The following is a 13950-nucleotide window of genomic DNA, read 5'->3' as shown; positions in this document are numbered from 1 at the left end:
ACGATGTCACTCGATACCGCGATCCTGGCGACGGCGCTGATCTCATCGAGCCACGGCACTGGCGACGCCGAGTTCAGCCCGGATAATCTGCGGACACAAAAGGCTGTCGCGCTCGATCTGCCGGTTTCGCTCGATGGAATTTTGCTTGGCGAAGTTGTGGCCAAGATCAAAGGGGCGGAGGTATCCGTTCGCCCCGAGGACATGCTTGCCTTGTTCGACGGACAAATCGATCAGGCCACCGTTCAAGCTGTGCTTTCGTCCGAAGTCAGCTCCGAGGGCTTCGCCACGTTGCAGGCTCTAGCTGATGCGGGCCTTATGATCGAGTATGTGCCCGAAAGCTTGTCGCTGACCGTCGAACTGTCGGTAGCGCAGCGGGGCGTCCGGCAGATCAGCCTAAGAAATACTGTATCCGTCACGCCTGGGTCGGGCATCCAGCCAGCAGACTTCTCGGCCGGGATGACCGCCATTACGCGGGTGGCGCATATTCACGAACAGCCCCGCACGGGGCCGGAGTTTGAACCGTTCCGTTCCGACATCTTCGGATTCGTCAATGTCGGAGGCTTCGATGGCTGGACCCTCGCATGGGAGGCAAGCATCGAAACGGAGCGCGACGACCTTTTCCGTCGCCACGACGTCGCATTGATCAAGGACAATTTCGAAGACGCTACGCGGCTCACCATTGGCGATTTTCGTACACGTCCCCTGTCGAACCTGCAGAGATCGGTCGATCTCGTGGGCGTAAGCTTTCGCCGAGCCTACGAGGAGATCCAGCCATTCCGAACCTTGCTTCCAAGGGGTAGGCAAACTTTCACATTGGAGCGACCGGCCCGTGTGCTGGTCGAAGTCGATGGCCTTGTCGCATTTGATCAGCAACTGCCACCCGGCGCATACGACGTAAGCGATTTTCCTTTCACGACCGGATCGAACAATGCGGTCATCACGGTCGATGATGGTGCCGGCCCGCCGGAAGTCATCAGTTTTTCCGCTTTTATTGACAATGAGCTGCTTGGCGAAGGGCTCAGCCGGTTCGATCTCAATATCGGTGTGCTCAGCCATGGCTTCGCGTCCTCTCCGAGATACTCGGACGATCCGGCCCTGTCTGCCAGCTACGACGTGGGCGTCACGACGAGCCTGACGCTTGGCGCCCATATAGAAGCCTCCTTCGATCTCGTTCAGGTCAGCGGAAGCGTGGCAATCGCGACGAAGGTCGGGATCGTCTCTGGCGAAACCAGCGTCTCGCAGTCCTCCGAAGGCTTCGGCGCATCTGCCGCCATCCAGTATCGCAACCAGTTCGAAACCGGGTCGCTGCTGCACACCGTCGCGGCACAGGTGGTTTGGCGGAACGAGAACCTGCAAACCCTGGCGGGACCGGAGCTGCGTGAGGTATCGTTCGATCTCAGATACCTGGTCCAGACCGAAAATGTGCAATTCAGCGTAGACGCATCGCACCGCCGTATTCATGGCAGGCGCACGCGGTCGTTCGCCATGGGGGCAACATGGCGGATGATGCGCGCCAATTTCAACGCGCGCGGCCAGGTCGTTCAACGCGCCGGTCGATCGGACGATTACCGCGCGACGCTGTCGGTCTCGATCCCGTTCGGGAGAAGATCGAGGGCGCGCGCACGGATCGGCACCGATGGCGATGCCAGATTGGAATACCAGCGGTTCGGCGGCTTTTCAGTCGGTGAAAGCCAGATCCGCGCGCAGATTTCGCGTGACCGGGAAGGCTTCTTCGAAGGCAACGGCCAGATCCGCCACATCAGCAACCGTGCCGAGATCCAATTCGATCACCAGACCCGCGAAACACCATTCGGCACCTCCTCTCGCTCGGAGATTACGACAGCCGTCGGTATCGGGTTCGCAGACGGAGCGGTCCAATTTGGCCGACCATTCGATTCTGGTTTCGTGATCGTAAAACGGCACGAGAATATCAGCGATCGCCGCGCGTCACTTAACGAAAGCGGACTTGGGGAAGCGGCCCACAGCGATCCGTTCGGCCCTGCGTTCATTCCTCTCAGGGCTGGTTATTCGAATTATGCTTTCTCAGTTCAAGTAACCGATCTCGAGCCGGGATATGACCTTGGTACCGACATCGTCGAGGTGTTGCCGCCCTTCAGAGCCGGCTACCGTGTCGATATCGGCAGCGAAATCCGCGCGACGGTATTGGCGCGGCTTGTCTTGTCGAATGAAGAGCAAGTCAGCCTTGCAACCGGAAGCATACTTTCCGCCGACGGCAGCAGTGAAATTGCACGCTTCTTCACGAACCGCACCGGTCGGCTGGTCGCGGAAAACCTCGAGCCCGGGACGTACCAGATCAAGGTCGACGGGATGGAGCACCTTTCTGCTACCATCACCCTTGCCGAAGATGAAACCGGGATCGTTCAGAAGGGCGAGATCACATTGGAGCCTCTACAATGAAGCTGTTTCGAACCTGCGCGCTTTTCATGGTCGGCATATTGGTTATCCTCGCACCGGCCTCGGCCCAACCCGTTCTCGAAATCGAGCAGCCTGTGGCGACAGTTTTCAAGCCATTCCAGACCTTGCCCGAGGGCGAAGTCACGATGATCCGCATATCCGCGCCGCGCGATGTCGATTTTGACGGTGAGCTAGAGATAACACCCACTGATGCCGCCGAGTTTGCCTGGCCCTGCAGCGAGCCGATCGCAGCCCGTCTGAATGGCAATCTGCTGGTCCGCAGAGCAGCCAGCTATGTGACCGAGGTTTCGTTGCTGGCGGGTGAGGAGATATATCTTATGCTCCGCTGGCGGCCCGAAAGCCGCACATTCGCCGAGCCGGGCCGGTGCGACATGTTGATCGATGTCAGACTGCTCGACGATCTCGGCACCGTCCTCGATGAGCAAATCGAGGTGCCCATCAGCCTTCAGGTCCTGGCCGACACGACCCTCTCGATCGCAGGCACTTCAGGGACCACCAACGCCGACCGAACCTTTGCCTTCATCGACTTCGGAGAACTGGAAACCGGCGAACAGGCTTTCATTCTTTTCAATGCGCAAGCCAATACCGACGTCGATTTTACCATCCAGTCCGAAAACGGTGGCGCCATGGTCTCGCAGGACCGGGCAGAGCACCGGATTGAATATTCAGCGACTTTCGATGGAGCCCCCCTCGCTCTCGCATCGGGTCAGGTCGTCAGGCGCAGGCCCGAGGCCAACCTTCAAGGATCGCGTTACAGGCTGGATATTCAGGTTGGGGATGTCACCGGAGCGTTCTCTGGTACATATCAGGATAACATAACCGTTGAGATGATCGCCCAATGAAGAGGTGACGTGCCCCCCCGCTCGCTCATTTGATAACGAGGCCCCAGTGTCGCCTTTGGTTCAATCCTAGGCACGTTCTCGAGGACCCAGAGCGCGGCACCTAGCCTGTTGGCCCGAACGTTTCGAAATGGATCTGCGATTCTGGAACGCCTGCGGCTTCCAGACCGGAGCGGATATCCGCAAGAAAGGCCGCTGGTCCGCAGATCATGTAATGCGCTCCCTCTCCCGCGTTCAATTCTAGCAGCGTGCGCACAGTCACGCGGCCGCGAGCATCGTAGTGCTCGCCCAGAATGTCGGCAGAATCCGGCTGGGTGTAGAGCGTCATCACCTTGAGTTTCGGAGACGTTTTGGAGAGCCGTGCTGCCTCTGCTCGCAGAGCGTGCGACCTACCATTGCGTGCGCCATGAACGTACCAGACGGGCCGCTCGGTGCTGCGTGCAGCATCGTGCAGCATCGATAGCATCGGCGTAAGACCCACCCCCGCGCTGACCAGCACGAGCGGGCAGTTGCTGCAGGGAATGACGAAATCTCCCGAGGGATGCCTCGCGTCAACGCGGCCCCCTTCGTGCAGCACATCGTGCATGAAACGCGATGCCATCCCCTTGGCCTCGCGTTTGATGCTGAGCCGGTATGTGCCGGAGTCGGGCGAGCCCGATAGAGAATAGCTGCGGCGCACCCTCCCCGGTTGGCCAGGTATATTAAGCTCGACCGGCAAATGCTGACCGGCCTTGAACGCAGGAAGGGCTGCACCGTCAGCGGGCGCCAGGTGGAAAGACGTGATATCTTCGGACTCGCGAACCTTGTCGATGACGACCAGTTGCCGCAGATCGCTGTCGTCTTTCGACCAGCGCAGCGACAGGGCTCCAGGCCTTTCGACGACCGCATCGATCGTCACGTCGATCATTCGTAGCGCACCCGGATCGTGGCTTTCGCTGGCAGACCAGTCGACCTGCGCCGTGCCCGATACGTGCAGCAGGCCGCCCGTCCCAAAGTCTACGAAAACCAGCCCGATCCGCGGATTTTCGAGCAAATTGCCGATGGTGTTGAAGAAGTTGTTCCCGGCGTAATCGGGAATGCGCAGGTGCCCCGCATCGCTCACTGCAACGAAGCCCGGCTCGCCGCCGCGATGCGACGCGTCGAATCCGTTTGAGGGATGATCACCGCGCTGGCTCTGACCCGTACCGATGAACATGGTGTCGGCACCGCGGATCAGCGCACTCTGGGCCTCACTGAGAGCCGAGGAATGGACTGCTTTTCCCAGTGCGGTGCGCTCCGCCCGCCGCCATTTACGCTCGTGGATGTATTGCGGACAATTGCCGAAGCTTTGATCGACATCGACCATCAGGATCGACCCATCATATCGGAGATTGCCATTCATGCGGTTTCGTCGGCGTGTGGCCAGCTCTATGCCGAGCAGGCCGACATTTCCGCCGTTTGTCAGCGTACCCGACAGAGGATCATGCGGGTCGAGTGATGCATCCATCGCAAGCGAGTTTGGATCGGGCGATGTTATGAAACCGTCTGGACCATCCAATAATGTCACCCAATGGCGGCCAGTCTCATCCGCCCCTGCCAACACCAGAAACGGAAGCTGGCAAAAGAATTCTCGATGCTGATCCGGCATGAACGGGCGAATGAAACCTGCGGCCCAGTCTGCAACGCCGGAGACGCCGGCCTGACTTTGTGCACGAATTTCGCCGTCATGGAACGGGTTGGAATGATCTGACACGGCGCGCTCCTTCACATCCGCGATCGCTCAGGCGCCTTCGGGGATCGGCGATTTCGCCATAGCAACGAACTTTGGCTCCGCTTCGATCCTTGAAAGCCAGGCGCGGATATTGGGATATCGGTAAAGGCTCACGCCGCCTTCGGGCGCATGGGCGATGTAGCTATATCCTGCGATGTCCGCGATGGTGAGCCGCTCGGCGACAAGGAAAGTCTTCTTGTTCAAAGCCGCGTCTATGATCTCGAAGAGATCATGCGCCTTCGCCATGACTGCTTCGTGATCGAAGTTGGCGCCGAACACCGTGACCAAGCGTGCTGCACACGGCCCTGCTGCGATCTCACCGGCGGCGACGGAAAGCCAGCGCTGGACCTGCGCTTTTTCCAAGGCGTCCTTGCCTAGCCACTGTGCATCATCACCGTATTTCGAGACGAGATAGATGAGGATGCCATTGCTGTCTGAGAGCGTTGTGCCGTCGTCATCTATTGCGGGGACTTGGCCGAACGGACTGATCGCGAGATATTCGGGCGCCTTGTGCGCACCGTTCGCCATGTCGAGATCGACGGTTTCATAAGGCACATCAAGCAGCGACATCATCAACTCGACGCGGTGACAATGGCCGGACTTCGGATTGCGATACAATTTTATGGGAGAGGTCATTCGATTATCCTTTCACTGAGAACTGGTGGGCCGCGATGGCCGAGTTCAGAATCCGAAGTGGCTGAGGCCGGGATGGTCTTCAGGGCGCCGCCCGAGCGGCCAATGGAATTTGCGGTCCGCACTCGCGATTGGACTTTCGTTGATGCTGGCGTGGCGGTGAGCCATCAGGCCATCCCCATCGAACTCCCAGTTTTCATTTCCATAGGCACGAAACCAATTCCCGCTGTCGTCGTGATATTCATAAGCGTAACGCACGGCGATGCGATTGGCGTCGTGAGCCCAGAGTTCCTTGATCAGCCGGTAATCGAGCTCTTTCGCCCATTTCCGGGTAAGGAACTGCTCGATCTGCTCACGCCCTTGCAAAAACTCGGCGCGGTTCCGCCATTTGCTGTCTGGAGTGTAAGCAAGCGTGACCTTTGCGGGGTCGCGTGAATTCCATCCGTCTTCGGCCAGTCGCACCTTTTGCGCGGCGGTCTCGGCCGTGAATGGTGGAAGGGGTGGGCGCTCTGCAATTTCCATCGTGTCTAACCTCGTGCATCGAATTGATGGTGCCTTAGCTAGATTGCATTGCCTTTCGAGATAATATACCGAATTTGAACTTCATTATTTCATATTCTGTCGTGAATGAGTGTTTGTGGACCGATTACAGAGCCTCGAAGTGTTCATTGCGGTCGCAGAAAACGAAAGCTTCGCAGGCGGCGCGCGGGCTATTGGGCTTAGCGCACCGTCGGCAACGCGAGGGGTAAATGCCCTCGAAGAACGGCTCGGGGTCAAGCTCTTCACACGAACGACGCGCCGCGTCCGCTTGACGGATATCGGCAAAGCCTATTTGGACGACGCCAGAGATGCGCTCTTTCAGTTGCAGTCTGCGGACGAGATGGCCCGAGGCGCAGCGATCAACCCGGTCGGACATCTACGCATCACCTGTTCGAACGAATTCGGCCGCATTTACGTCGGTCCGATACTCACGGAGTTTCTCGACTCGCATCCCGATGTCACGGCGGAGGTGTTGATGGTCGATCGCATCGTGAATATCATCGATGAGGGCTTTGATATTGCCGTTCGGATCGGCCCGCTGCCCTCATCCGGTCTGTCGGCGATAAAGGTCGGCCAGGTTCGGCGGATCGTCTGCGGCGCGCCAGAATACTTTGCCCGCAGTGGCACTCCGCTGTCACCCAAGGATCTCAAGGCACACCGGTTGCTTGCCGCGTCGCCGGTCAGCCCGACAAACGAATGGCGCTTTGGCCAAGACACTCAGGAGAGCGTGCGGGTCGAGCCCAAGCTTATTCTAAGCAGTGTTGCCGCTGCAATCGCGGTTGCAAAACAAGGCTGGGGCCTCGCGCGGTTCCTGTCGTATCAAGTCCGCCCGGAGCTGCTGGAAGGAACGCTCAAGGCGGTGTTGACGGACTACGAGCCGGCGATCTTGCCCATCCATCTTGTTCACGTCGAAGGGCGACGCGCGCCAGCGAAAGTCCGCGCCTTTATCGATTTTGCCAGAAAACGGCTTCTCGCCCTCGAAGCTTCCGATTGAGGACGAGAAAAGCGTCAGGCAATGCGGGGGCATGAGAAATCTCGCCGGGTGCCCACACCCAGCTTTCCGTGCCCGGGAGCGGCCTTCCCCTCGCGCCAATAGCTGAGCCTGCGGGCAAGCTTTACCCTACCCGCCGCCGCGTGACGTCCCTTCATCGATCAGGGCGACTGCTCTTGCGCTGGCGCTCTGGACATTAGTCTCGCCGGCCTTGATCGCATCCGCGAGTTTCAACAATTCACCGGCAATCGTAGTTCCGACATCGGCTTGCTGCGCGATCTCGATGCCACCCGTCTCGGCGGCGACCTGATCCCATTTTTCACGAATAGCAGCCCAGTATTCGTGGGTTTTTTCCCAATAGCTTTCGGCAGCGGCGATGTTGTAATCGTCATATCGCTCATAGGTGTTGAGCACATATTCCTGCACCACAGGAACGAGATCGCCGCTCCCGTCTTCAGCAGGCATCATTTTGGTGTTGTCCTGCCAATGAATCCAACCTGTCGGTGTCATTTGATGCCGGTTGATGCCGACATAGCGATCATAGATCGGATCCCGCACGGCATCACGCCGGGCGAGCGGCCGGGTCGTCCAGTTCGACCGCCAGCGCTTCACACCATTGGTCGTTTGCCATTGCCCCCAACCGGCATAGCGCGGGCTGTCGTCAACCTGGTACACGGTCTGCGACCACCGCCCTGGCCGCATGGCGTCCGGCACATCGACCATCTTCCAGCTGTCGCCGCCTTGATAGGTCAGTATCTGCGAAGGCTCGTATTCCCAGTCCTGCCGCCAGTGCTTGACCACATAGGGATTGTCTTTCGTGCCGGTGACCAGCAGATGCTGAAGAACGATTTTACTGCCCGTATCTTCGACGATGCGAACCGATTCGTAACCGCTCGTGACTTTCCGATCGATTGGATCATAGCCGCCCTTCCACGCGGTGGACTCCTGCATGTCGAAGACAACCGCGAAGTCGCCCGCCATCGAAAGGATGGTCTCGCGGTCGGCCTCAAACGCGGCTGCTTCTGCAGCTGGGCTGCGTTCGATCGGGTCATCGGCGAGCGCGGGCATGGGCGCCGCGAGCATTGCCGCAGCGGCGAGACCCGCGGCAAGGATGGATTTGGTATTGATAAGCATAGGACACTCCTATCGATTTTAATGCGATTGACACGCATGTGCATTTGAAATCAGAAACCTCTCGACCAGGTGATCGCGGCTTTGACATTCCGGCCAGGCTGGCTGACCCCGGCATTCACCACCTCAAAATCCGCGTCACCGACATTGTCGACGCCGAGATCCACGCGGAAATCGCGCAAAGGTCCGCTGTCTGGTTCGTAAATGAGGTAGATATCGCTGACGAAGTACCCGTCCCGCACATCCTGCGGTTCATTGACCTCGTCGAAATCGGCGGCGTAAGTGATGCGCGATCCGAGGCGCAGCCCTGTCTTCCCGAGGCGCGCGCCAAGATCGACGAACAAAACATTCGGCTGGAGAAAGCCCTCGAGGAACTCGCCGCTATCCGCGTCAATGCCATCAATCGTCGAAAAATGGCCGCGGGCATAGAATACATCGGATTCGTAACCGAACTCCACCTCGATCCCATCGATCTCTGCGGTGGTGATGTTGACGTTCTGGCTCGTGTTGCCAAACGCGGCACCTGAACCACATGGCGGCACGAACGGGCTGGCAACAAAGCAGCCCGCAGGCGTATTCACATCCAAGCCGATCAGGTTGTCGACGTCGCTGTTGTAATACGATCCCTTGATCCAGAGGCGATCACCGCGCCCTATCACGTCGCCGAAATCCAGCCCGGCCCCGATTTCCCAGCTTTCGGATTCTTCCGCCTGTAGATTCGGGTTACCGATGAACAGATTGCTTACGAAAACCGGACCTCGCGGTCCCGGCGGGGCGGTCAGGTTCGGGATCACGAAGTGTGTCCCGTCAGCGAAGGCCTCGTTGAACGAAGGCGCACGGAAGCCCAGCGCGTAATTGCCAAATACCAGCACTTCCGGGATTGGCTTGTATGACGCACCGATCTTCGGCGAGAACTCCTCGTCATCGATCCCGAAACTTTCATCCTCTGCGCTGGATTCGAAGGAATCCCAGCGGATGCCTGGTATCACGCTGAGATTTCCCGGAAGGCCTAGGGGCTGTTCCAGCTCGAACTCCGCTTGCACGAAGAGGCCGACGAAGTCCGTCTTAGCGTCGGGAACTCCTCCGCGCGTTGCGTCGTCTGTCGCCGTGTCCAGCCCGCGCTGCTCGTCGCGGTAATATTCGCCGCCGTAGGTCAGCGTGAGCGAACTTGCGTCGCTGAACGAAAATCTCGAACGATTGTCGACAAGGATACCTAGCGTCTCGACTTCCCGATCCGTGATGCGCGGATCGTCGACCTCGTCTTCTTCGACAGCGTTGCGGCTGTAATAACCGACAATATTGAGATCGATCGCGGGGCTGACCGGGTTCCAGTTCAGACCCAGCTGCGCCGTGTCGTTGCGGGCGTCGCGGAACACCAGGTCGTTGTCTGGGCCGGCGACATTCGCACCTTGGGGATTCTGCGGATCGGTCGATCCCAGCTCGAAACGCGAGTAAGACCCGGTAATCCCGAGGCTGCTGGTGGGACGAACGGTAAGTTTGAGCAGGGAAGAGGTGATCGCATCGTCGGCGGGCAGCAGCGCGTCATTGCCGAGCTCGATGTTTCCGGATTCGCGATAGGTGACATGCCCAAGCGCGTCCCACACCTTATTCGAGGATTGACCCGCGACTGTCCCGCCAACGCGGAATTCGTCATTGACCGATTGGTATCCCGATGTGAGCCGCACGCCGAACCGCTCGTCGTCATTCAGCATGTCGCTCGCGGTGATGGTGCGGGTGGCGATCACGCCGCCGAGGGCGCCCGATCCGTAGAGCGCGGAGCTTGGCCCGCGGACAACCTCGATCGTCTGGACGAGCTCCGGGTCGATGAAAAATCGCCCGTCGTGTCCCGACACGAAACTTTGGCGTGCACCATCCTGAAAAATCAGGATCGCATTGCCCGAAAGGCCGCGGATGCTCGGTACATCTCCAGTACGGCGGGGGCCGGAATCGAACGTGGTTCCTGGTATCGCTGCGAAGACATCCTGAAGAGTGGACGCGTTGAAATCGTCTATCCTGTCGCGATCGATCACGGTGACCTGACCTGGAAAATCGAAGCTCGAGGTGGCATTGCGCGTGGCAACCACCGTGATCTCCTTGCTGCTTTCCGCGTCAGCCCCCGTCTCGCCATCCTCGCTCGCCAATGCAACGGCCGGATTTAACGCCAGCGCCGAATACGAGAGCACGGCGGTAATCTTGAGTGGTTGGGAAAGCATCACGTCTTCCTGATAATGCGACTGATTCGCATTACTATTTAGATGCACTCACGCCGTCAAGCGGTCATGCCGTCGCAGCGCAAAAAGGTTCCCCAGCAGTCTTGCTCTCGCCGCTCGACGGGAAACATCGAAATTGACGGTAATCCTGCGTTCAAACTGGTGTACCGATAGGAGCAAACGTTTATCGGTGCGCACCTCCATGCGCGCCCGCGAACTTCAAATACGAAAGAACCAAAATGACAGCCGCGAAACTGCCCTCTATTCTCTTGTCCAGTTCTGCACTCGTCCTGCTCGCAGGATGTGCCACCTATTCTAACGGAGCTGACATGGATCCTATCGCCGCCGCTCAGGCCGCCAACGATTACGCGCCCGACCTGCCCGAAGGCACGGGCTACTTTGCCAGCGAAAGCGCTCTCCCGTTTCACGCACCGGATTTCACCAAGATATCCGAAGAGGATTATCTGCCTGCCTTCGAACAGGGCATGGCTATTGAGAAAGCCGAAGTGCAGGCCATCATTGGCAATCCCGCAGCGCCCGACTTCGAAAACACGATCGTAGCTCTTGAAAAAGCAGGTTCCATGCTGGCGCGGGTATCAAACGTTTTCTCCCAGCTTACAGGGACGAATACCACCGACCGTCTGGATCAAATCAACACCGCGATCAGCCCGCGCCTTTCGGCCCACCGCGATAGCATAAATCTCGATCCTGCGCTCTTTGCACGGGTCAGGGCGGTGTATGACAATCGCGCCGCGATGGCGATGACAGTGGAAGACGCCCGGCTGCTCGAAAACAGGTACAACAACATGGTTCACGCAGGCGCACTGCTGAACGATGCCGAGCGCGAGCAGGTCAAGGCAATAAACACACAGCTCTCGACGCTCACGACCGAATTCGGCCAGCTTGCGCGTGACGCGATGGCTGACCAGCCTTTGGTCGTCGACACGCGTGAGGAATTGTCGGGCCTTTCGGAATCCGACATTCAGGCCGCTGCCGATTTTGCGAGCGAAAAAGGGTTTCCGGGCAAATATGCGATCGCATTGCAAAACACGACGCAGCAACCCTTGCTGCCACTGCTTGAAAATCGCGAGACCCGCGAGCGCCTGTTCCGCCTCAGCCATGACCGCGCGGACGGTACAAATGCCGTGGACACGCGCGACCTAATCGCCCGAATTGCTTTGCTCCGCGCGCAAAAGGCCGAATTGTTCGGCGAACCGGATTGGGCGAGCTACACCATGTATGATCGCATGGCGAAGCAGCCCCGAACCGCGCTCGATTTCATGGAGCAGATGGTCCCGGCGCTTGCCGCGACCCAACGCCGCGAGGCAGAGTTGCTCGATGCCGCAATCCGCGCCGATGGCGGCGACTTTACCGTTCAGCCATGGGACTGGTATCGTTACGCCAACCGTATCAAGGCCGAGCAATTCAGCCTCGATGAAGATGCAGTAATGCAGTATTTTCAGCTCGAACGGGTCTTGGAGGACGGCATCTTCCACATGGCGAGCGAACTGTACGGCCTCAGCTTCGAACGCCGGGACGACATCCCCCTCTATCACCCCGACGTGTGGGTCTACACGGTGTTCGAGGAAGACGGTTCGGAACTCGGACTATTCTATTTCGACCCGTTCCAGCGCCCTTCGAAACGCGGGGGCGCTTGGATGGGCAACTTCGTCGATCAGAGCCACATGACGGGCAACAAGCCGGTAATCTACAACGTGCTCAACATCCCGAAGGCGCCTGCTGGTGAACCGCAGCTGGTGAGTTTCGATTGGGTGAACACCGCGTTCCATGAATTCGGCCATGCGGTCCATGGGCTTTTCGCCGATCAGCGCTATGAAAGTCTGTCGGGGACGGCAACGGCGCGCGACTTTGTCGAATATCCCAGCCAGGTTCACGAGATGTGGGCGACTTGGCCGTCGATCCTGTCGAACTATGCGAAGCATCATGCGACTGGCGAGACGATCCCTGATGAAATGATCGCGCGGATCGAAGCGGCCGCCAAGTTCAATCAGGGATACGATTTCGGGGAGGTGGTAGAGGCGGCACTGCTCGACATGAAATGGCATGCGCTGAGCGCGGATGAAGCCCGCGCCCTTGTCGGCGACCCGGCAGCCGTCGACGCATTCGAGCGCAAATCGCTGACTGATCTTGGACTTGAGATCGATCTGGTCCCACCACGCTACCGCAGCACCTATTTCAACCATATCTTCTCGTCGCCAGCGGGCTACTCCGCCGGTTATTACAGCTATTTGTGGACGGAAATGCTGGACCGCGACAGCCGCAAGTGGTTCCGTGAGAATGGTGGGCTTACGCGCGCCAATGGTGATCATTACCGCAAGACCGTGCTCAGCCGCGGCGGCACGATCGACTATTTCGACATGTTCGAAAATTTTGCGGGGCGTCAGCCTGACGTGCAGCCTATGCTCGAGGCGCGAGGACTTGTGGGCGGTGAGGAAGCTGCCGACAGCGAAGTATCGGACGGAGCATTGCCGCCACGCACTGCGGGCGTGGAATAATGCCGCGAAAGATAACGCTAGACGACAAGTTCGCGCTGTTTTCCGACCATTGGGCACCGCGCCTCGCTGCGCGGTACAATGGTAACGAAGTCCGTCTTGCCAAGGTCGAGGGCGAGTTTCATTGGCATACCCATGCCGATACGGACGAGCTGTTCCTTGTAATCGAAGGTGATCTCGACATGGAGTTCAGGGATCGGACCGAGCAGATGGCGGCGGGGGATTTGATCGTGGTCCCTCGCGGGGTCGAACATCGCCCCTGCGCAAGAGCAGGTGAGGTCAAGCTCTTGATCATGGACGCTGAGCGCACCCCGAACACCGGCGACGAAGAAACCGCATTCAGGCCGGTGGAGGTGTAATAGGGGTGATCGGAATTGCGAGGCGGTTCCGGCGATCCGTCAAGTCGAACGACCCTCATTAGCTTCGACGGCGCCTAGAGCTCCGCTCGATCGAGAAGAGATCGTCCAGAGATACTCGGAGACGCTCAGAGACGAGGGTCGAAATTCGTGTCCGTGAAGCCTGCGGGCATCGGATTGGTGTCGAAGTAAGGCGAGCGCGCCTTTGCCATCGTTGGTGCGGATTCGGTCTGCGCAGCGGCGTCGTCTTGCGTCACCGTGTTCGCATTGAATTCCTTGATCTCAAGATCGGCAAACGATGTCGTCCCTTTCAAGGGAGTATCCTGAAATGGATCCACGAACTCGTCACCCCAATCACCGTCGAAGTCTCCTACCTTCTCCGCGACCATACCACCCTCTGATTTGGCAGTCGGCCGGCTGTCGGCAACATTGGCAGGTTCGCTTTGCGCTTTGCGCTGAGACATCTGTGAAAGCGGGCCGTTCTCCTGCCCGACCAGCATCACGAACATCATGACAAAGCCGAGAAGCATCAAGGAAACTTTTTTGGTCAT

At 58.7% G+C, this 13950-nt stretch carries 11 protein-coding genes; 5 read left to right on the top strand and 6 right to left on the bottom strand.

All coding sequences use genetic code 11. The features are described 5' to 3' along the window. The first annotated feature begins 3 nt into the window (after nucleotides 1-3). Nucleotides 4-2418 carry a fimbria/pilus outer membrane usher protein gene (locus tag KCG45_RS08860; protein WP_218316904.1) on the top strand — a complete coding sequence of 805 codons (2415 nt, stop codon included), beginning with the start codon at nucleotides 4-6 and terminating at the stop codon, nucleotides 2416-2418. Continuing rightward, nucleotides 2415-3278 (top strand): hypothetical protein, encoded by an 864-nt coding sequence (locus KCG45_RS08855; protein ID WP_218316903.1) that lies wholly within the window; start codon nucleotides 2415-2417, stop codon nucleotides 3276-3278. The genes KCG45_RS08860 and KCG45_RS08855 overlap by 4 nt, the downstream gene beginning before the upstream one ends. 100 nt (nucleotides 3279-3378) lie before the next feature. On the opposite strand, the gene KCG45_RS08850 is transcribed toward KCG45_RS08855, so the two are convergent. The 3 genes from KCG45_RS08850 to KCG45_RS08840 are packed head-to-tail and all read right to left on the bottom strand — an operon-like array spanning nucleotide 3379 to nucleotide 6180. Continuing rightward, nucleotides 3379-5007: an FAD-binding oxidoreductase gene (locus tag KCG45_RS08850; protein ID WP_218316902.1), complete on the bottom strand. Its 1629-nt coding sequence runs from the start codon at nucleotides 5005-5007 to the stop codon at nucleotides 3379-3381. A 27-nt stretch (nucleotides 5008-5034) separates the two neighbouring features. Continuing rightward, nucleotides 5035-5661 carry a glutathione S-transferase family protein gene (locus tag KCG45_RS08845; protein ID WP_255548101.1) on the bottom strand — a complete coding sequence of 209 codons (627 nt, stop codon included), beginning with the start codon at nucleotides 5659-5661 and terminating at the stop codon, nucleotides 5035-5037. Between the two features lie 45 nt (nucleotides 5662-5706). Next, nucleotides 5707-6180 (bottom strand): nuclear transport factor 2 family protein, encoded by a 474-nt coding sequence (locus KCG45_RS08840; protein ID WP_218316901.1) that lies wholly within the window; start codon nucleotides 6178-6180, stop codon nucleotides 5707-5709. Between the two features lie 115 nt (nucleotides 6181-6295). On the opposite strand from KCG45_RS08840, the gene KCG45_RS08835 reads away from it, so the two are divergent. After that, complete coding sequence (locus tag KCG45_RS08835) at nucleotides 6296-7192, top strand: LysR family transcriptional regulator (protein ID WP_218316900.1); 897 nt, start codon at nucleotides 6296-6298, stop codon at nucleotides 7190-7192. 126 nt (nucleotides 7193-7318) lie between these two features. On the opposite strand, the gene KCG45_RS08830 is transcribed toward KCG45_RS08835, so the two are convergent. Both KCG45_RS08830 and KCG45_RS08825 read right to left on the bottom strand, forming a co-directional pair. After that, entirely contained in the window at nucleotides 7319-8323 is a 1005-nt protein-coding gene (locus tag KCG45_RS08830; RefSeq protein ID WP_218316899.1) for a DUF6607 family protein, read from the bottom strand. Nucleotides 8324-8373: 50 nt separating this feature from the next. Beyond that, nucleotides 8374-10533, bottom strand: a complete 2160-nt coding sequence (locus tag KCG45_RS08825) for a TonB-dependent receptor domain-containing protein (RefSeq protein ID WP_218316898.1) — start codon at nucleotides 10531-10533, stop codon at nucleotides 8374-8376. 236 nt (nucleotides 10534-10769) lie between these two features. On the opposite strand from KCG45_RS08825, the gene KCG45_RS08820 reads away from it, so the two are divergent. Beyond that, nucleotides 10770-13046 (top strand): M3 family metallopeptidase, encoded by a 2277-nt coding sequence (locus KCG45_RS08820; RefSeq protein ID WP_255548100.1) that lies wholly within the window; start codon nucleotides 10770-10772, stop codon nucleotides 13044-13046. Further along, nucleotides 13046-13402: a cupin domain-containing protein gene (locus KCG45_RS08815; protein WP_218316897.1), complete on the top strand. Its 357-nt coding sequence runs from the start codon at nucleotides 13046-13048 to the stop codon at nucleotides 13400-13402. Before KCG45_RS08820 ends, KCG45_RS08815 begins: the two co-directional genes overlap by 1 nt. Nucleotides 13403-13527: 125 nt before the next feature. Here the strand turns inward: KCG45_RS08815 and KCG45_RS08810 are convergent, their stop codons facing one another. Beyond that, entirely contained in the window at nucleotides 13528-13950 is a 423-nt protein-coding gene (locus KCG45_RS08810) for a hypothetical protein (protein ID WP_218316896.1), read from the bottom strand.

It is taken from the genome of Erythrobacter ani, assembly GCF_019204025.1.
GTDB lineage: Bacteria > Pseudomonadota > Alphaproteobacteria > Sphingomonadales > Sphingomonadaceae > Erythrobacter > Erythrobacter ani.
The sequence above is the reverse complement of the archived record's forward strand: the minus strand, read 5'-3'. Positions and strand labels throughout refer to the sequence as shown.

What these genes read in the sequence shown, in the direction of transcription:
- KCG45_RS08860 (WP_218316904.1), top strand. Translation starts at nt 4, where the DNA reads ATGTCACTCGATACCGCGATCCTGGCGACGGCGCTGATCTCATCGAGC.
- KCG45_RS08855 (WP_218316903.1), top strand. Translation starts at nt 2,415, where the DNA reads ATGAAGCTGTTTCGAACCTGCGCGCTTTTCATGGTCGGCATATTGGTT.
- KCG45_RS08845 (WP_255548101.1), bottom strand. Translation starts at nt 5,661, where the DNA reads ATGACCTCTCCCATAAAATTGTATCGCAATCCGAAGTCCGGCCATTGT.
- KCG45_RS08840 (WP_218316901.1), bottom strand. Translation starts at nt 6,180, where the DNA reads ATGGAAATTGCAGAGCGCCCACCCCTTCCACCATTCACGGCCGAGACC.
- KCG45_RS08830 (WP_218316899.1), bottom strand. Translation starts at nt 8,323, where the DNA reads ATGCTTATCAATACCAAATCCATCCTTGCCGCGGGTCTCGCCGCTGCG.
- KCG45_RS08825 (WP_218316898.1), bottom strand. Translation starts at nt 10,533, where the DNA reads ATGCTTTCCCAACCACTCAAGATTACCGCCGTGCTCTCGTATTCGGCG.
- KCG45_RS08820 (WP_255548100.1), top strand. Translation starts at nt 10,770, where the DNA reads ATGACAGCCGCGAAACTGCCCTCTATTCTCTTGTCCAGTTCTGCACTC.
- KCG45_RS08815 (WP_218316897.1), top strand. Translation starts at nt 13,046, where the DNA reads ATGCCGCGAAAGATAACGCTAGACGACAAGTTCGCGCTGTTTTCCGAC.
- KCG45_RS08810 (WP_218316896.1), bottom strand. Translation starts at nt 13,950, where the DNA reads ATGACCAAAAAAGTTTCCTTGATGCTTCTCGGCTTTGTCATGATGTTC.